This is a genomic window from Gluconobacter sphaericus (genome assembly GCF_016757795.1).
GTDB lineage: Bacteria > Pseudomonadota > Alphaproteobacteria > Acetobacterales > Acetobacteraceae > Gluconobacter > Gluconobacter sphaericus.
Map to the genome: position 1 here is coordinate 125,670 of NZ_CP068420.1, position 16,631 is coordinate 142,300.

At 53.4% G+C, this 16,631-nt stretch carries 17 protein-coding genes and 1 pseudogene; 8 read left to right on the forward strand and 10 right to left on the reverse strand.

Features of this window, described 5'->3' with window-relative positions:
- The first annotated feature begins 22 nt into the window (after positions 1-22).
- Positions 23-871 (forward strand): MOSC domain-containing protein, encoded by an 849-nt coding sequence (locus IGS75_RS14190; protein ID WP_063904071.1) that lies wholly within the window; start codon positions 23-25, stop codon positions 869-871.
- Between the two features lie 9 nt (positions 872-880).
- A complete protein-coding gene (locus IGS75_RS14195; protein WP_063904072.1) occupies positions 881-1,183 on the forward strand; it encodes a ferredoxin reductase domain-containing protein in 303 nt (100 codons plus the stop codon).
- Between the two features lie 294 nt (positions 1,184-1,477).
- On the opposite strand, the gene IGS75_RS14200 is transcribed toward IGS75_RS14195, so the two are convergent.
- The 5 genes from IGS75_RS14200 to folE are packed head-to-tail and all read right to left on the reverse strand — an operon-like array spanning position 1,478 to position 5,604.
- Complete coding sequence (locus IGS75_RS14200; protein ID WP_077804060.1) at positions 1,478-2,038, reverse strand: LbetaH domain-containing protein; 561 nt, start codon at positions 2,036-2,038, stop codon at positions 1,478-1,480.
- 17 nt (positions 2,039-2,055) lie between these two features.
- Positions 2,056-3,219 carry an S-(hydroxymethyl)glutathione dehydrogenase/class III alcohol dehydrogenase gene (locus IGS75_RS14205; protein ID WP_077804059.1) on the reverse strand — a complete coding sequence of 388 codons (1,164 nt, stop codon included), beginning with the start codon at positions 3,217-3,219 and terminating at the stop codon, positions 2,056-2,058.
- A gap of 36 nt (positions 3,220-3,255) precedes the next feature.
- The gene (gene zigA / locus IGS75_RS14210) at positions 3,256-4,485 is read right to left on the reverse strand and encodes a zinc metallochaperone GTPase ZigA (protein WP_077804058.1); all 1,230 of its coding nucleotides are present in this window, start codon (positions 4,483-4,485) and stop codon (positions 3,256-3,258) included.
- A 13-nt stretch (positions 4,486-4,498) separates the two neighbouring features.
- Positions 4,499-5,005 carry a phosphoribosyl-AMP cyclohydrolase gene (gene hisI / locus IGS75_RS14215; protein ID WP_149026849.1) on the reverse strand — a complete coding sequence of 169 codons (507 nt, stop codon included), beginning with the start codon at positions 5,003-5,005 and terminating at the stop codon, positions 4,499-4,501.
- A complete protein-coding gene (gene folE, locus IGS75_RS14220; protein ID WP_237469123.1) occupies positions 5,005-5,604 on the reverse strand; it encodes a GTP cyclohydrolase I FolE in 600 nt (199 codons plus the stop codon). The genes hisI and folE overlap by 1 nt, the downstream gene beginning before the upstream one ends.
- A 93-nt stretch (positions 5,605-5,697) precedes the next feature.
- Between folE and IGS75_RS14225 the strand changes: the two genes are divergently transcribed.
- The 5 genes from IGS75_RS14225 (at position 5,698) to moaB (ending at position 11,783) form a co-directional block, all read left to right on the forward strand.
- Positions 5,698-6,396: a DUF1826 domain-containing protein gene (locus IGS75_RS14225; protein ID WP_082872685.1), complete on the forward strand. Its 699-nt coding sequence runs from the start codon at positions 5,698-5,700 to the stop codon at positions 6,394-6,396.
- Between the two features lie 11 nt (positions 6,397-6,407).
- Positions 6,408-6,890: a Fur family transcriptional regulator gene (locus IGS75_RS14230; protein WP_232309385.1), complete on the forward strand. Its 483-nt coding sequence runs from the start codon at positions 6,408-6,410 to the stop codon at positions 6,888-6,890.
- Positions 6,891-6,996: 106 nt separating this feature from the next.
- Complete coding sequence (thrS, locus tag IGS75_RS14235) at positions 6,997-8,799, forward strand: threonine--tRNA ligase (RefSeq protein ID WP_408870540.1); 1,803 nt, start codon at positions 6,997-6,999, stop codon at positions 8,797-8,799.
- A 374-nt stretch (positions 8,800-9,173) separates the two neighbouring features.
- Positions 9,174-11,261, forward strand: a complete 2,088-nt coding sequence (locus IGS75_RS14240; protein WP_077804052.1) for a S46 family peptidase — start codon at positions 9,174-9,176, stop codon at positions 11,259-11,261.
- Positions 11,262-11,279: 18 nt separating this feature from the next.
- The gene (gene moaB / locus IGS75_RS14245; RefSeq protein WP_077804051.1) at positions 11,280-11,783 is read left to right on the forward strand and encodes a molybdenum cofactor biosynthesis protein B; all 504 of its coding nucleotides are present in this window, start codon (positions 11,280-11,282) and stop codon (positions 11,781-11,783) included.
- A gap of 39 nt (positions 11,784-11,822) precedes the next feature.
- Here moaB and IGS75_RS14250 read toward each other — a convergent pair whose 3' ends face one another.
- The 5 genes and pseudogenes from IGS75_RS14250 to hxlB all read right to left on the reverse strand — a co-directional run bounded on the left by IGS75_RS14250 (position 11,823) and on the right by hxlB (position 15,592).
- The gene (locus IGS75_RS14250; protein ID WP_235993402.1) at positions 11,823-12,329 is read right to left on the reverse strand and encodes a transposase; all 507 of its coding nucleotides are present in this window, start codon (positions 12,327-12,329) and stop codon (positions 11,823-11,825) included.
- Positions 12,330-12,375: 46 nt separating this feature from the next.
- Positions 12,376-13,115 (reverse strand): annotated as a pseudogene (locus IGS75_RS14255) (transposase).
- A 124-nt stretch (positions 13,116-13,239) separates the two neighbouring features.
- Positions 13,240-14,352, reverse strand: coding sequence for an S-(hydroxymethyl)glutathione dehydrogenase/class III alcohol dehydrogenase (locus IGS75_RS14260; protein WP_077804050.1), 1,113 nt, complete (start codon positions 14,350-14,352; stop codon positions 13,240-13,242).
- 27 nt (positions 14,353-14,379) lie between these two features.
- Positions 14,380-15,009, reverse strand: a complete 630-nt coding sequence (hxlA, locus tag IGS75_RS14265; RefSeq protein ID WP_099287725.1) for a 3-hexulose-6-phosphate synthase — start codon at positions 15,007-15,009, stop codon at positions 14,380-14,382.
- 4 nt (positions 15,010-15,013) lie between these two features.
- Positions 15,014-15,592: a 6-phospho-3-hexuloisomerase gene (gene hxlB / locus IGS75_RS14270; protein WP_077804048.1), complete on the reverse strand. Its 579-nt coding sequence runs from the start codon at positions 15,590-15,592 to the stop codon at positions 15,014-15,016.
- A 102-nt stretch (positions 15,593-15,694) separates the two neighbouring features.
- Between hxlB and IGS75_RS14275 the strand changes: the two genes are divergently transcribed.
- Entirely contained in the window at positions 15,695-16,624 is a 930-nt protein-coding gene (locus IGS75_RS14275; protein ID WP_077804231.1) for a LysR family transcriptional regulator, read from the forward strand.
- Positions 16,625-16,631 lie beyond the last annotated feature (7 nt).

Here is a 16,631-nt window from a genome sequence, read left to right on the forward strand (position 1 = left end):
TTTCCTCGCGAGATTATGAAAAATGACCAGATCGGTTCCGTTTATCTCCCGCATTCTGATCTTTCCGATTAAATCATTGGATCCGGTGGAAGTCACAAATGCGCGGGTTCTTACTAGCGGGGCCTTGGCAGACGACCGGTGCTGGGCTCTATTTGACGCACAGGGGCGTGTGGTTAACGGCAAGAACCACGCAGAGATTCATCGCATCCGCGCTGGTTTCGATCTTGATAAACGGACCGTAAGCCTACGAGATGACTCTGGTCGAGGTCTGCCTACTGTTCTGTTCAATCTTGATGGCACTGCAAGACCAATAGAGGCATGGCTAAGTCGGTTTTTCGGTTTTCCAGTCCACCTTCGGGCGGATACCACTACGGGACATCCTGATGATACGGATTCGCCTGGTCCGACTATCATCAGCGTTGCGACGCTAGAGACGATTGGAATATGGTTCGGGTTGCCAGTCGAGCAAGTTCGGGCCCGCTTTCGGACCAATATCGAGATCGGGGGCGTCCCGGCTTTTTGGGAAGATGCACTGTTCGGAGGACTTGGAGACGAAGTCGAGTTTCACCTTGGTGGCACAGAGTGGTTGGGAATAAACCCCTGTCAGCGTTGTGTCGTGCCGTCTCGCGATCCGCTAACTGGTCAGAGAGACAATGCTTTTGCCCGCCGCTTCGCAGAGTACAGGCGCCGGACGCAGCCGGCATGGTCTAATCCCGCGCGCTTTAATCATTTTTTTCGTGTAGCGATCAATACTCGGTCTGCACGCACCGGCGTTAACACAAGGATCGCACTGAACGATATCGTTACAACGTATAACAATGCAGCGGCATGCACGGCGTTGGAAGAAAACAAACGCCCCGCAGGATTCTGAGCGGGCACCATGTATATCATTCACGTGCGAGCCGAAACGCCAGATATCCGTTCGTTCAGACGACGCCCGCTGGTAGGTGAACGGCTTCCCTTCCGTTTTATAGCCGATCATCATATGCGTATTTGCGGCCCAGTTGCTATGGTCGCCGCGGCGCTTGTATTGTGTGATGAACTCGGGACTTCACCTGAACGGATCGCCTGTGAATCGTTCGGCGGCGTTCTGTCGCACGGAGATAACCTGCCGGACACCAAGGAATATCCGATCAGCTTCTCGCTATCGGGCACAACCTACACTGCAAAGTCAAGCTCATAAAAGGCACCATCACAACCGGTTGCGAAGTCGGTCTATCGGCGGCAGACAAGAAGGCGGGCTACATCCTGGCGTGTCAGGCAAAACCTCGTGGGCCACTGCTCATGGTACGATAGTGTCCACTTAGCAGATGATCGCCAGATATGCGGTTCCAACTGGATTTCCTGGCGCCCGTGGTGTTCACCGAACCGACAAACCGGAGGGCTCTAAAAACCCTCCGGTTTTTCCAGGAGAATAAGGTCCCCATTCAGCCAAAATTGGTTCGTACCTCTTTAATTGCGTCCCTTGACGGAAGTTTTAAAGTTGATTGGCTATACGTCGATAGGAGTGTGCCAGACTAACATTCATCTCCGCGACGCTCTCAGAAAATGCCGTCGCATCCTGAGTGACCTGCGTAATCGTCAATAGATCTGTATTCGAATGAATTGTTGTCGTGGACGGAATATAAAACTGCTCCGGCAAGACGCAGTCTTCGACAACGGAGTTATGCCTTACCACGCAACCCCGTTCGACCGTGCAGTTGAAGATCACGGAATTGAAGCCTATGAATACCTCGTCTCCAACAGCGCAGGGACCGTGAATGATCGAGCGATGTGCAATGGACGTGCGCGACCCGATCGTCACGGCCGCGCCATCTTTTGAGTGGATGACCACACCGTCTTGAATGTTCGACCCACTCCCGATCCGGATGGGCTCGACATGGCCGTCTTCATCGGCTTCATCGGCGCGAATAACGGCATAGGGACCGATGAAGACATCGTCCTCGACAATCACATGACCGCACAGGATCGCGGTCGGGTCGATAAAGGCGCTTTCAGAAACTACGGGGAAATCACCACGTGGATTTGGTCTCAGCATAGCCACATTTCGTCTCCTTAAAGATCGGTCAGAATTTTGCCAGGTAGGTCATTCGACATGGTTTCGCCCGGCTGATAATGCATGACAGAGCGAATGGCCTCTCCCCGATGCAGAAGATCAAATGCCGTATTGATCCGGTCATGAGTCATGTTGTGGGTGATGTAAGGGTCAACGCTAAACTTCCCCGCCAGCCATTCATCGACCATACCGGGTAACTGCGAACGCCCTTTTACACCCCCAAAGGCCGTGCCCCGCCAGACCCGTCCCGTGATCAGCTGGAAAGGCCGCGTCGAGATCTCCTCGCCAGCCCCAGCGACACCGATGACTGTGCATTCACCCCAGCCTTTATGGCAACACTCAAGGGCCGCTCGCATGACATCGACCCGACCGATCGCCTCAAAGGAATAATCCACGCCGCCACCCGTCATCTCCACGATAACTTTCTGGATTGGATCGGTATGATCGGTCGGATTGACGAGATCGGTCGCCCCCAGATTTCGGGCCAGCAGGAACTTCGCCGGATTGGTGTCGATGCCGATGATCCTTGCAGCACCGGCCATGACAGCCCCCTGAATGACGGCCATGCCGATCGCACCGAGACCAAAGACGGCCACAGTCGATCCCGCTTCCACTTTCGCGGCGTTCCGCACGGCTCCCATACCTGTCGGGACGGCGCACCCCATGACGCTGGCTTTCGCAAGCGGCGCCTCTTTGGTGATCTTCGCCACGGCAATTTCGGGCAGCACGGTATATTCGCTGAACGTGCTGGTGCCCATGTAATGAAAGATCTGGCGGCCCTTGTATGAAAAACGGCTGGTGCCGTCTGGCATCAGACCGAGCGCCTGTGTCTCGCGGATAGTCGAGCAGAGATTGGTTTTGCCCGAACGGATCATCGGGCAGTTCGGGTCTTCGGGAATATAGAGCGGAATGACATGATCACCCGGAGCAACAGAGGTAACACCTTTACCCACATCCTCGACGATCCCGACCCCCTCGTGACCGAGAATACATGGAAAACGTCCTTCCGGATCATGCCCCGACAGGGTAAACATATCCGTATGACACAGGCTCGTGGTCACGATACGGACCAGAACCTCGCCGTCTTTCGGGCCTTCGAGATCAACCAGATCGATCTCAAGCGGCATGTTAGGTTCCCACGCAATTGCAGCTCGGGTTTTCATGAAAATATTCCTCAATAATAGCGTGTGGGAATTCGTTCAGGCCGACTCAAGACTTTCCGACTGGCGACGCCAAAGCGGAAAGGGATCAGGGAGGCGTGCATAGCGTGACGGCTCAAAAGCGGTGTCTCCGAGATCTGGAACAAGACAGGCATCAAGTTCCTGCCGAAGACCGGATTCATCCATATCTCCATTGCCGATAAAGACGATTTCCTGACGACGGTCGCCGAAGACCGGATCCCAGTTTCCCAATACGAAGTCGCGCCACTGATCAGTATCCGGCCACTGATTTTTCGGAATCGCAGCCCACCACAGCCCCATCGCCTCGCTTCGCACCAGGGCTCCAGCCTGACTCATTTCACCTACCCAGTCCGGGCGCGTAGCTAACCAGAAATGGCCCTTGGCGCGTACGACGCCAGACCAGTTCCGATCAAGGAAGGCCTGGAATTTCGCTGGTTCGAACGGACGGCGCGCACGATAGACAAAATTACGGATGCCATATTCGTCTGTTTCAGGAACATGGCTGGAAAAGCCGTAAAGTTCCTTGAACCACAACGGATGCTGATGTGCCTTGTCGTAATCGAAACGGCCTGTATTCAGGATCTGCTCAACAGGAACAGACCCCATGTCGGTCTCGATGATATCAGCGTCCGAATTCAACGCACGAATGATCTGCCTCGCCGCATCAACCTGATCCGATGTAGCGGTGGAGACTTTGTTGATCACCACGACATCCGCAAACTCGATCTGCTGGACGAGCAGATCGACCAGGGCACGCTCGTCGTCCTCCCCGGCCGTTTCACCCCGATCCTTCAGGAAATCGCTGGAAGAATAATCGCGCAGGAGATTGACCGCATCAACGACCGTCACCATCGTATCCAGCCGTGCGATATCGCTCAGGCTGACGCCACTCTCGTCACGAAACTCAAACGTTGCGGCTACGGGCAGCGGTTCCGCAATGCCTGTAGATTCAATGAGCAGATAATCGAATTTCCGCTCCTCTGCGAGCCTCCGTACTTCCTGCAACAAATCGTCGCGGAGCGTGCAGCAAATGCAGCCATTGGTCATTTCAACCAACTTTTCATCGGTACGCGACAGATTGCTGCCGCCCTCGCGCACCAGAGCGGCGTCAATGTTGACCTCGCTCATATCATTCACGATGACCGCGACCTTATAGCCCTGGCGGTTATTCAGTACGTGATTGAGCAAGGTCGTCTTTCCCGCGCCAAGAAAGCCGGACAGCACGGTAACGGGAAGTTGGTCATCCATGGGGATTTTTCCTCTAAAGCTTTGTCGGGTTTGGGGCGTCGCCATAGACGGCGAGCGGATCGAATATTTTGTGCGTTTCGCAAAAGAGGAGTGCTGCCGATGATGACGGAAGGCCTTCCTCAGAAGTGAGATCAACACGCCGATAAAAACAGCTTCGATAACCCACATGGCAGTTCGCTCCTGTGCCCGCAGTGTGAACGCGCAGCCAGATCGCGTCCTGATCGTCGTCGATCCGCATTTCGAGGACATGCTGGACCAGCCCGCTCGTGGCGCCCTTTCGCCAGAGACACTGACGGCTCCGGCTCCAGTAATGCGCCTCACGGGTTGCGATCGTGCGTGCGAGCGCCTCTGCGTTCATGACGCCAACCATCATGACATCACCGCTTTCTGCGTCCGTTGTGACCACGGTCAGCAGTCCGCTGGCGTCGAAACGTGGGGCGAGATCGCTCCCCTCCTCGACCTGCTCAATTGAGACGCGCGACCCAAATGCCGTGGACACGGAAGATACAGTTGTGCCCATCACACGCCACCCATTCCCGCCATGGTGAAGAACTGGCGCCGCAGAGATTCCGACGTCTCGAACTCGCCCAGCAGGCGGCTGGTCACCATACTCACGCCTGGCTTATGTACTCCGCGTGTGGTCATGCACTGGTGAGCCGCGTCGATCACGACCGCGACGCCACGCGGTTGAAGCACGCCCTGGATTGTATCCGCGATCTGGGCCGTCAGTTTTTCCTGGATCTGTAGACGATGGGCGAAGACGTCCACGAGACGCGCCAGCTTGCTGATGCCAACTACTCGCTTGTCGGGCAGATACGCCACATGCGCCTTACCGATCAGCGGAATGATATGATGCTCGCAATGGGATTCCAGACGGATATCGCGTAGCACCACCATCTCGTTGTAGTTACCGCTCTCTTCGAAGGTCCGCTCCAGAAGAGCGACCGGGTCGTCATGATATCCCTCGAAAAACTCCTCATAGGCCCGCACCACGCGGTCAGGCGTACCGACAAGCCCCTCGCGATCAGGATCATCACCGGTCCAGGCGAGCAGGGTTCGCACCGCCTCTTCCGCCTGAGCCCGGGTCGGCCGGGTTCTCACTTGCTGTGGAATGTCCATCAGTGTGTCCATTGAGGTTTATCTGCTATTGACTATGTTATGTTATAACGTAACCATAAGAGCCTTCGCCACTCATCGTCAAGCTCGGGAACCATGCCTCCCTCACAGCAACATGCCGTCTCATCGGATATGACCGTACCCGCACCGCAAGAAAGCCTCGGCGCCGTGCTGTTCATGGAGAGCTGGCCCGCGCCAACGATCGACCCAGCGGAAAACAGCAGGATGGGCCGTCTTGCACCGCATGTGGTCGCCTGTGCCCACGCGACAGTCGTGATGGATCTGCAGCGACCGGATGTCGATATGGTCGTGTGGGGGCGCCGGATTCCGGCAACATGGGAAGGAACTCTCACAAACTGCTCACAAGTCCCATCTGCTCTCACTTTCGCCGGCACACCTTCGGAAATCGCAGATTCCCTTGCAAACCCGGCTTTACATCAGGACTGGTCTCCCCTCATCCTGACTGATGTCAGGGACTTGTCCGCACTGTTCGGTGCGCTGACAGGAGGCGTCCGGCAGCACATCCAGCTAATAACGCCATCCCGTGGGGAGACTGCGTTCGAGTTGCCCCCCGATGCACTTCGGCTGATCTGCGCCTATGGAAGCGCCGGACCAGAGTGGTGCGGCAGCCAAAATCCAAAGAGTGGTATTGTCAGTACCCTGACACCGTTCGCAGTAGCGTTCATTAAAGGGGCGGCTGAAGGCAAACTCGGATGCCTTCATCGTCTCCCGGCAAATATCGCAAACGGTGCAAGGCCTGGGCCGGTCCTCGTGATGGATACAATTTCCCGATGATAGAGCGTGTCATGCCGCCGTCTCGCGACGCACGTCAAGGTTGCGATGCCTTCAAAAGGCGGACCACGTCTTTACGGAATGATGTACTCGACGTGCTGACGAAGGCAAACGTCCCACTTTCGGCTTACGACATCCTACGGTGTGTCAGTCATTCGAATTGCCCGCGGATTGCTCCGACTACAATTTACCGGGCTCTCGGAAAGCTGATTGCCAGCGGGTTAGTGGGACGGCTCGAAAGTCGAAATGCCTTCGTGCGGATCTGGGCAAACGATCCCTCTCACCTCGTCTACTGTATCTGCGATCGATGTGGTGCCGCGCAAGCGGTGGAAAATACGCTATCCTGTCAATTGATCGACGCTGCGGCCGAGACCCTTGGATTTCAGGTCCGGCATCGGGTCATCGAAGTTCAGGGCGTCTGCGCACGATGCAGCGTCTGCCCGTCTTTCTTGCCGACACAACAAAAGCACAAGCTTCCGACACGCGCGCCCAAATGAACCGCGCCCCCTCGCCGCTCTTCTCCGTTAAGGCTCTCTCATGTTACCGACCACCATCTCTTCCCGTCCTTCATCCCACCCACCAAAGGATATGCTCGCCTGCCGTGTGAACGGCATTATCAGCGATCTTTCCTCCACAACTGGTGACCAACGGGCTGACCCTGTCTTCCGGTCGGACGCCGATGCGCTTTCCCTGATCCGTCACGACACGGCCCATGTTCTGGCACAAGCCGTCAGTGAGTTGTATCCCGGCACCGCGCTTGCGACAGGGCCCGCCACGGAACAGGGATTTTTCTACGATTTCGCCGCTGAGCACGCTTTCACCGATGATGACATCGCTCGGATCGACGCACGGATGCACGAGATCGTCGACCGGGACGAGCCGATCATCCGGGAGGAGTGGGATCGCGAGAGAGCACTTGCCTGGTGCCGGGAGAATGGACAGCCCTACAAGGCCGAGATCATCATGTCCCTGCCTGCTGATGCCACCCTGAGCTTTTATCGACAAGGCGACTTCGTCGATCTCTGCCGAGGGCCACATCTCGTCAGCACAGGACAGATCGGACACGCCTTTCGACTTCTCGGTACGGCTGGTGCCTATTGGAAAGGTGATCGAAGCAATCCAATGCTGCAGAGGATTCACGGAACGGCCTGTCGTGATGCCGACGAACTCGCCGCGTGGGAGCAGCGTCAGGAAGCAGCAGCACGGCGTGATCATCGTCGTCTCGGCCGCGAGATGGATCTGTTCCATTTCCAGGCCGAAGCTCCAGGCGCGGTGTTCTGGCATCCGAACGGCTGGACACTGTTCCAGACCCTGCTCGCTTATCTGCGCGAACGTCAGAAGGCCGAGAACTATGTGGAGATCAATACGCCCGACATCATGGATCTGTCGCTCTGGCAGGCCTCTGGCCATTGGGAAAAATTCGGGGAGAACATGTTCACCACCGAAACCGAAGGCCGTACCTACGCCCTCAAGCCTATGAATTGCCCCGGTGGTGTGCAGGTTTTCCGCCAAGGCCTGAAGAGCTATCGCGACCTGCCCTTGCGGATGGCTGAATTCGGCAAAGTCCATCGCTTTGAACCGTCAGGAGCGCTGCATGGCCTGATGCGCGTACGTGCATTCACGCAGGATGACGCACATATTTTCTGTACACCGGAACAGATGGAGGCCGAGACGCAGCGCATCTGTCATCTCGTGCTTTCGATCTATAAGACTTTTGGTTTCAATGACGTCCGTATCAAATTCTCCGACCGGCCTGAAAAACGTATTGGATCGGACGAGATCTGGGATCGCTCGGAAGAAGCGTTACAGCGCGGGGTCGAAGCTTCAGGTCTCTCCTATACACGCAATCGAGGAGAAGGCGCCTTTTACGGTCCCAAGCTGGAGTTCGTACTACGTGATGCAATCGGCCGGGACTGGCAGTGCGGTACCGTTCAGGTCGATCTCAATCTGCCTCAGCGTCTGGACGCGCATTATATTGGCGCGGATGGAGAAAAACATCCGCCCGTCATGCTGCACCGCGCGCTGTTCGGTTCGCTGGAACGCTTCATCGGCATTCTCCTTGAACACCATGCCGGCCACCTGCCTTTCTGGCTTGCACCCATTCAGATCGTGGTGGCAACAATCACCGGCGCTGCAGACGATTACGCAGCCGATCTGATTAAAGCTCTCCGCCAACGTGGAGTCCGAGCATATCCCGATTTGCGCAATGAAAAAATTGCTTACAAAATCCGCGAACACAGCCTCGCGAAAGTACCCATATTGCTGATCATTGGGAAGAAGGAAGCACAGCAACGCACCGTGTCTATCCGGGAATATGGAAGATCAGAAACACCAATGTTGGACATGGACTCCGCTATCAATTTAATTGCCAAAGCATCGGAGTCTCGTTTGGCACAAGTATTTTAGCTTGTAGATACGATTTCTTTGGTTGTGAGACATCATCGGGATAAATGGTTATACGAACAATATTTACAATAATTCCTTAATTTCTAACTGATTCCCGGTATCGATTTCGAAATCCCAATATATACAAAGAGGCTATTGATTATTTCTACGCAACTTAAGTCCGGGATCGAATACGTTAGTCTTATGCTTGACGAATATTGCGATGTCGGGTTATTTGTGATGTTATAACGTAATGATAGCCACCGAAAATAAAGTGTTTCGACGCGAGTTAACATACTAAAATTCGTTAAACAAGGAACGGGAATTATTACAATGTAAAACGTCAAGTAAAGTTATGTTTCCGTATCTTTAAGGTTCTTAATTCGGGTTTATTTATGAGAAAAAAATCAATTTTGTTTGCAATTATTCCTGCGTTTATTGGATCTGCTCAGGCTGAAGAAGGCATGTGGACGTTTGATCATTTGCCTATTCGGCAGATGAAGCAGCAATATGGGTTTGAACCCTCTGTCGAATGGATTAACCATGTCATTCAGTCTTCGGCACGCTTGGCGGAAGGCTGCTCTGCCTCGTTCGTATCAGGTGATGGTTTGGTGATGACAAATCATCATTGTGCCAATACGTGTCTCACGGATCTGTCTGACAAAAATCACGATTATTTCCATGATGGTTTCTCGGCTCGAGAGGTCTCAAAAGAGCCTCAGTGTCCGGGGATGGAACTGGATCGTCTGGATCAGGTGAAAGATGTAACGGGTCGTGTCGCAGAAATGACCGCAGGAAAACATGGTGCGGAATATGGCAAAGCTTTGCAGGTTGCCAATAGTGTCCTGACCAAGGAATGCGCGCTGGGTGATGCCTCACACTGGCGTTGCGATGTCGTGACACTCTATCATGGTGGACAGACGGCGCTTTATCGTTACCGCCGTTATCAGGATATCCGTCTCGTGATGGCGCCCGATCAGGATATAGCATTCTTTGGTGGTGATCCCGATAACTTTACATTCCCGCGTTATGATATTGATCTATCGATGCTGCGGGTGTTTGAAGACGGCAAGCCGGTTCATACGCCGTTTTTTAAATTCGATCCAAAGGGCCCCAAGGCTGGTGATCTGGTTTTCACATCCGGAAACCCAGGACGCACACAACGGTCCCTTCCGGCCAGCGCATTGGCATTTCAACGAGATGTCAGTCTGCCAACCATTATTGCTGCTTATTCGACCCTTGAAGGAGCGCTGTGGCAGTATTCCAGAGAAAGCAAGACCCACCTAATTGACGCACAAAATACGCTTTTCGGTGTTCAGAACGCACTGAAATCTCTGTCTGGTACAGCAAAGGCTTTGCGTGAACCTGAAGTGATAGAAAAGCGCGAGGCGGAAGATCAAGCCCTTCAGGCGTGGATTGACGCAGATGCAGAACGTCGCAAGACTTATGGTGATCCGTACAAAAAAGTGGAAGCCGCTCTTGCTGTGCAGCGTCAGTATTATGTGCATGATTTTGCCATAACACGCACAGTTCATGGTCTGCTGGGGGACGCTGTTATGCTGGTGTCAGCGGCGCATGAACGAAAGAAGCCAGATACAGAGCGTCGGTCCGGTTACCATGATGCGGAATTAGCCGCACTTGAAACCGAGATCGCTGCGAAAGTGCCGGTGCATACTGAATTGGAAACTACGACTTTGGCGTTAGGTATGACGACCATGCGCCAGATACTCGGTGAGGATGATGCAGCGGTCCATCTGATTCTGGGAAAAAAAAGCCCGGATGAGCGCGCCGTAGAACTGATACAGGGCACGAAACTGGCGGATCCCGCAGAGCGTCTCGCGCTTTACAAAGGTGGCGTCAAGGCCATTGAATCATCCAAAGATCCAATGATCGTTCTGGCACGTCACTTAGAGCCGGTTCTGGACACGATCCGCAATCGCAGCCGTGACCAGATTGAAGCACCGATGCACGAAGCCCAGGGTACGATTGCACGGGCCCAGTTCGCGCGTGCTCAGGCAGAAGGAAAGGCAGATACACTTTATCCGGATGCCACGTTCTCGCCGCGACTATCTTACGGCACAGTTAAAGGCTTCCAGGATGGCGCAAAGGTCATTGCACCCTTCACGGATTTTGCAGGGATGTACAAACATGCAACGGGCAGTGATCCGTTCCGTCTGCCGCAAGTCTGGTTGGATGCGAAGCCACATCTAAACCTCTCTACGAAGCTTGATTATGTGTCGACCAATGACATTGTCGGCGGCAATTCAGGCTCCCCTGTTATTAACCGTCAAGGCGATGTCGTTGGCCTGATTTTTGACGGTAACCTCGATAGCCTGGCGGGCGATCTTTATTACGACATCGAGCGCAATCGTGCTGTTTCCACGGATACAAGTGCCATCATGGCTGCATTGAGGACGGTGTATCACGCTGATGCTCTTGCTGATGAACTTGAGACGGGGAAGCTAAAGTCGCGTCCGGAATAAAAGTGGAAAGATAATAACTTGAACAACTCTATACCCGTTCGGATTGCCATTCTGACTATTTCAGATAGCCGGAATTTAGAAACCGACATTTCTGGTAAGATCTTGGCCGACAGAGTCATGGAGGCAGGGCACGTTCTTGCGGCTAGGTCGATTGAAATAGATGATATCAATCGAATTACTGACGCGCTCAATATCATGATCGATAATAAGGATGTTGATGTTATAATTACCACAGGAGGAACTGGATTAACCAAACGAGATGTCACTCCGGAAGCATTCGATCTGGTTTTAGATAAATACATTCCCGGTTTTGGAGAGCTGTTTCGAATGTTGTCTTATAAAAAGATAGGGACCTCTACAATACAATCTAGATCCATGGCGGGAGTGTCCCGTGGGAAATTACTATTTGCGCTTCCCGGATCACCAGGCGCAGTCAAAGATGGGTGGGATGATATTTTAAAATATCAGCTAGATAGCAATCACAAACCGTGTAATTTTGTCGAAATTATTTCAAGGATATAAATAAACCCGCAACTGTGTCTAAGCGGCGGAGCTAATGCGCTATGGCACTCCGGTTTTGAGGATAGCGATTGTGACGAGACGCCGTGCGATAGCGACGATCATCAGTTTATGTGGTTTACCCCGCTGTTTCATGCGTTCGGCGGCAGCTTTCAGAACAGGATTATGGCAGGCAGCTGTTAATCCTGCCTGGAACAGCACGTGGTGGAGAGATCTTCCTTCCCCTGAAATGACACGTTTTCCGCACATTGCACCACTATCGTGAGCCATTGGCGCAAGTCCGGTCATGGCAGCGGCTTCTGTCGCTGTCATGCGGCCGAGCTCTGGCATTTCTGCGAGAAGCATGACGACTGATACCGGGCCGATACCAGGAATGGAACGGAGAAGCTGTGCTTTGGCGGAGAGTTCTTCTGCCTCTGCGATAACGATTTCAATCCGTTGTTCAAGCTCGCGGATCTGGCTTTCGCGAAATACTTTGGGCTGTTGTCCATATGGAGGGATCGAAGAACCGTTTGTTGATGTGCCTTGGTTCTGATTCTGCGATGGCATCCGGTCTGCATTTTGAGCAGATTGGGGGCTGTTACCCGCTGGATGACTACGCGCTCGCGTTGATCGGCTCCAGGAAGAGGAAGCGGCGCATGTTGTAGACGATATTGGCGAGCCCGATCCTCATGGTGGCCCGGGTAATATCGAAAGTTCGGACGAACAGCCCTGTCTGTGATTTCTGATCGGCAAAGACGTGCTCGACGCGGGATCGGATCACGGACTTTCCTGCATTGGACCGCTGGATATGGAGTGGCCAGATCCGTTGTGGGGATCGTCCCGTCATCCTGCCGCTTCGCCTTCATGAACTTCAGTGTCCAGCGCGCATGACGATCCTTGTGCGACAGCTTTGCCGGCTTGTCCTGCCAGTCATCGAGGATACGTCCTGCCCGGAGGTCGGCGTTCTCAGTGTTCGTATTGCGCTGCTTTGGAGCGGCTATCAATGCTGCATCCAGGATCTGGCCTGACATCGGCAGAGAGCCTGCGTTCCGCAGGGTTGTATCAAAGCGATTGAACAGACCCTCGATCGCTCCCATCTGCGTCAGGCACTCACGGAACAGCCAGACCGTTTTGGCATCAAGAACACGATCTGAAAGCCCCAGCCCAAGGAAGCGCATGGACGACAGGCTATCGTCCGCCCGTGCTTCCATCGGAATAGGCCAGAGCCTCCTCCAGATCAGGACGGAACACTGCAAAATCCACAATCTGGGAAAAGGCTTCGAGCTGATCACCAAGCCCGCTCAACCGGGCAAGCCGCTCTTCAACATCAAACAAACCAGACTGCTTCATCATCCACGCCCTCAATCAATTCAGGAGAAATGGAATCACACAGATAAACTCAAAACCAGAGGGATTTTCGAACCCTCTAGCTTATTCAAGCCCGAAATTGTCCGGACAGACGGGTCCACCTATTCCCTCAATGGAAGTGAATAACTGACCGAATAGATTTTCCTTCATGCATGAGATCAAAAGCCTTGTTAATCTGATCCAGATGCATCGTGTGCGTGACGAAGGGCGCAAGTTCAATATCCCCCTTCATAGCGTCTTCGACCATAGTCGGAAGCTGGGAACGTCCCTTGACACCGCCGAAAGCAGAGCCTTTCCAGACACGTCCTGTAACCAGTTGAAACGGACGTGTCGAGATTTCCTGCCCCGCTCCGGCGACACCAATAATAATAGACTGTCCCCATCCACGATGCGCGGCCTCCAAGGCTGAGCGCATGACATGGACATTGCCAATACACTCGAATGTGTGATCGATGCCCCAGCCACTCATCTCGATCAGCACCTCATGAATTGGCCGATCAAAATCTTTGGGGTTCAAGCAGTCTGTAGCACCAAACTGGCGTGCTAACGCAAATTTTTCCGGATTGGTGTCAATGGCAATAATGCGCCCTGCTTTCGCCTGCCGTGCCCCTTGAACCGCAGCAAGACCAATACCGCCCAGGCCGAAGATCGCAACGGAATCCCCCGGCTGAACATTGGCTGTATTATGCACTGCGCCAATACCCGTCGTGACACCGCACCCTAAAAGGCAGACGTGTTCGGGATTGGCCTCAGGATTGATCTTAGCCAACGAAACTTCTGCAACAACCGTATATTCGCTAAACGTCGAGCAGCCCATATAATGATACAGAGGCTGACCATTATACGAAAAACGCGTTGTTCCGTCAGGCATCACACCTTTGCCCTGAGTGGCACGAACAGCAATGCAAAGATTGGTTTTCCCAGACAGACAAAACTCGCATTTCCCACACTCCGCCGTGTAAAGCGGGATCACATGATCTCCTGGGGCAACACTTGTGACACCTTCGCCAACCTCGACGACAATGCCAGCGCCCTCGTGCCCCAGCACAACTGGGAAAAGCCCCTCCGGATCATTGCCTGACAGGGTGAACGCATCTGTATGACAGACGCCAGTATTCGTTATCCGAATGAGCACCTCTCCTTTACGGGGAGGCGCAACATCAATTTCGACAATTTCAAGCGGTTTCCCTGCTTCAAAAGCAACAGCAGCCCGTGACTTCATGTTCAGCTCCTTAATTATTTTATTGCTTCATTTGATGGCACTGCGCAGTCTTCGGGCTGCGTCCTGAGGATCCTCCGCGCCATAGATTCCCCCTCCCACGATAGCAACTTCGGCACCTGCATCCCGAACTGTCACGATTGTAGAAGCATTGATCCCACCCGCTACGGCGAATGGAAGCACGCTTCCGGAAATTGTCTTGAGCAGATCAACAATGCTGTACCCAGGTAAAGATTGCTCATCCAATCCCGCATGGAGTTCGACGTGAGAAACCCCCAGATCTTTTAGTTCGGAAATCCGGGAGAGACGGTTCTGTGGAGGCACACCAATCAAATCAGCAACGACCCGTTTTTGATACGTATGTCCGGCTTTAACGGCACCTGCGATCGTAGCATCGTTCGCAAGGGCCAGCACGCCAACGGAGTCAGCCCCCGCTTCAAACGCCATGGTGGCTTCAAGCTCCCCGGCATCCATTGTTTTATAATCTGCGAAGAGTTCTTTCTCTGGATAAGCAGTCTTGATAGCCCTGAGAACCGCTAAACCCTCTGCTTTGACGAGCGGTGTACCAATTTCGATAATATCAACATATGGCGCAACCTTTCCCAGCAGAAGGAGAGCATCTCGCGTGCGCAGAAGATCCAAAGCAATCTGAAGTTTCATGACATTATTCCCAATTTGCGTGACGGGCCCAAAGCACGTCCTTTTCGAGGTGGTTGGCCTGCCAGATGGCATGAAAGAGGCTGTCCAGAACCAGAATGGCCGCCTGTTCGAACAGCGACCCGGCGTACTGAACCGTGGATCCTCTATGTGAACTTTGCTTCCCAGCAGCATCTATGATGATCGAGACAGTCGCGATCTGGCTCAAGGGACTGTCCGCTGCTGTGGTCAGGGCAATCACATCTGCTTCCGCACGGACCACTTTACGAGCGATCGCGAGCATACTGTCCGTGCTCCCGGATCCTGACGGAATAATTACGACATCTCCGTAACTTACGGCCGGTGCCGTTGATTCAGACAGCATGTGGACCTTCAGTCCGAGATGCATGAACCTCATTGCGTTCATTCCCATCCCAATGCCACTGCGACCGGCACCTGCAAAATACAGGCGCGGCGCAGATGCGATCATGCGTGCTGCCCTTTTACAGTTCTCAATACGTACAGAGTGTAAGGCATGAGAAATCTCAGTCACGATTGTCGACAGAGCGTCGGAAACAGCCTTCGTATCGGGCGAAATAAACGCCATGCTTCCCCTCCCCTGATTCTTTTTGATTGACTGGCTTATCTGCCCCAGAGCCGTTGCCAGAAGATAAGAGAACAGCCAGGATCAAACAAACAAATGAGGTCAATGGTGGGTATCGATCATATCAATTTGGCTGGGCTCGATTTGAATCTTCTGATCGCTCTGGATGCTCTTCTGGAAACGGGAAGTGTGACAAAAGCTGGAAAGCTGATGGGGATCGGCCAATCTGCCATGAGCCATAATTTAGGGCGTCTTCGAACTCTTTTTGGAGACGAACTGTTGACACGACATGCGGGCGGCATGCGACGCACCCCGCGCGCAGAAGCTCTCCGCCTACCCGTGCGAGAGGCCCTCAGTAGTCTTCAGGCTTTGTTAGGGCGTGAAACACCATTTGATCCAGCCACAGCTGAACGTCTTTTCAGGATTGCAGTCCCAGACAGTATCGAAATGCTTCTGATGCCTCGATTTCTAGCGTACCTTCAGGAAAAGGCTCCAGGAATTCGCCTGCGCCTACATAACGTTGATCCTGAATCCGTCCTCAATACGCTAGATGAAAACAAAATCGATCTCGCGATTAGTATAGGACCCTTCAGTGGTGCACAAACCCACCATAAAAGCCGTCTTTTAATGCGGGATGAATATCTGGTTCTCTTCAATTCTCATATCACAAAATTAAAAACACCACTTTCTCTCGACGATTTTCTTAAATTCCCACATCTGCTGACAAGCTTGCGACCTGGGGAGCATGGTGTGGTTGATAAGGCCTTGGCGCTCCTGGGATTGAGCCGCTCAATTGCCCTGACAACGCCAAGATTTATGAGCGTTGCTCCTTTGCTCGTGCAGGCTCCCGTGATAGCGACCATGCACAGCCGCCCTGCGCAAATGCTGGCAAAGATCTTCAATCTTACGACCAGTCCGCCTCCTGTAGCACTCACAGATGTCAGGATCGACATGATCTGGCATGGATCCTACGGAGACGATCAGGCGCACTGCTGGATACGCGACACGCTATGGAAGATGGCGCAAATCCCTTAAAAAATTT

Bases quoted from the DNA above. Each gene is read 5' to 3' on its own strand.
- IGS75_RS14190 (WP_063904071.1), top strand. From the start codon at position 23: ATGACCAGATCGGTTCCGTTTATCTCCCGCATTCTGATCTTTCCGATT.
- IGS75_RS14195 (WP_063904072.1), top strand. From the start codon at position 881: ATGTATATCATTCACGTGCGAGCCGAAACGCCAGATATCCGTTCGTTC.
- IGS75_RS14200 (WP_077804060.1), bottom strand. From the start codon at position 2,038: ATGCTGAGACCAAATCCACGTGGTGATTTCCCCGTAGTTTCTGAAAGC.
- IGS75_RS14205 (WP_077804059.1), bottom strand. From the start codon at position 3,219: ATGAAAACCCGAGCTGCAATTGCGTGGGAACCTAACATGCCGCTTGAG.
- zigA (WP_077804058.1), bottom strand. From the start codon at position 4,485: ATGGATGACCAACTTCCCGTTACCGTGCTGTCCGGCTTTCTTGGCGCG.
- hisI (WP_149026849.1), bottom strand. From the start codon at position 5,005: ATGGGCACAACTGTATCTTCCGTGTCCACGGCATTTGGGTCGCGCGTC.
- folE (WP_237469123.1), bottom strand. From the start codon at position 5,604: ATGGACATTCCACAGCAAGTGAGAACCCGGCCGACCCGGGCTCAGGCG.
- IGS75_RS14225 (WP_082872685.1), top strand. From the start codon at position 5,698: ATGCCTCCCTCACAGCAACATGCCGTCTCATCGGATATGACCGTACCC.
- IGS75_RS14230 (WP_232309385.1), top strand. From the start codon at position 6,408: ATGCCGCCGTCTCGCGACGCACGTCAAGGTTGCGATGCCTTCAAAAGG.
- IGS75_RS14240 (WP_077804052.1), top strand. From the start codon at position 9,174: ATGAGAAAAAAATCAATTTTGTTTGCAATTATTCCTGCGTTTATTGGA.
- IGS75_RS14250 (WP_235993402.1), bottom strand. From the start codon at position 12,329: ATGCCATCGCAGAATCAGAACCAAGGCACATCAACAAACGGTTCTTCG.
- IGS75_RS14260 (WP_077804050.1), bottom strand. From the start codon at position 14,352: ATGAAGTCACGGGCTGCTGTTGCTTTTGAAGCAGGGAAACCGCTTGAA.
- hxlA (WP_099287725.1), bottom strand. From the start codon at position 15,009: ATGAAACTTCAGATTGCTTTGGATCTTCTGCGCACGCGAGATGCTCTC.
- hxlB (WP_077804048.1), bottom strand. From the start codon at position 15,592: ATGGCGTTTATTTCGCCCGATACGAAGGCTGTTTCCGACGCTCTGTCG.
- IGS75_RS14275 (WP_077804231.1), top strand. From the start codon at position 15,695: ATGGTGGGTATCGATCATATCAATTTGGCTGGGCTCGATTTGAATCTT.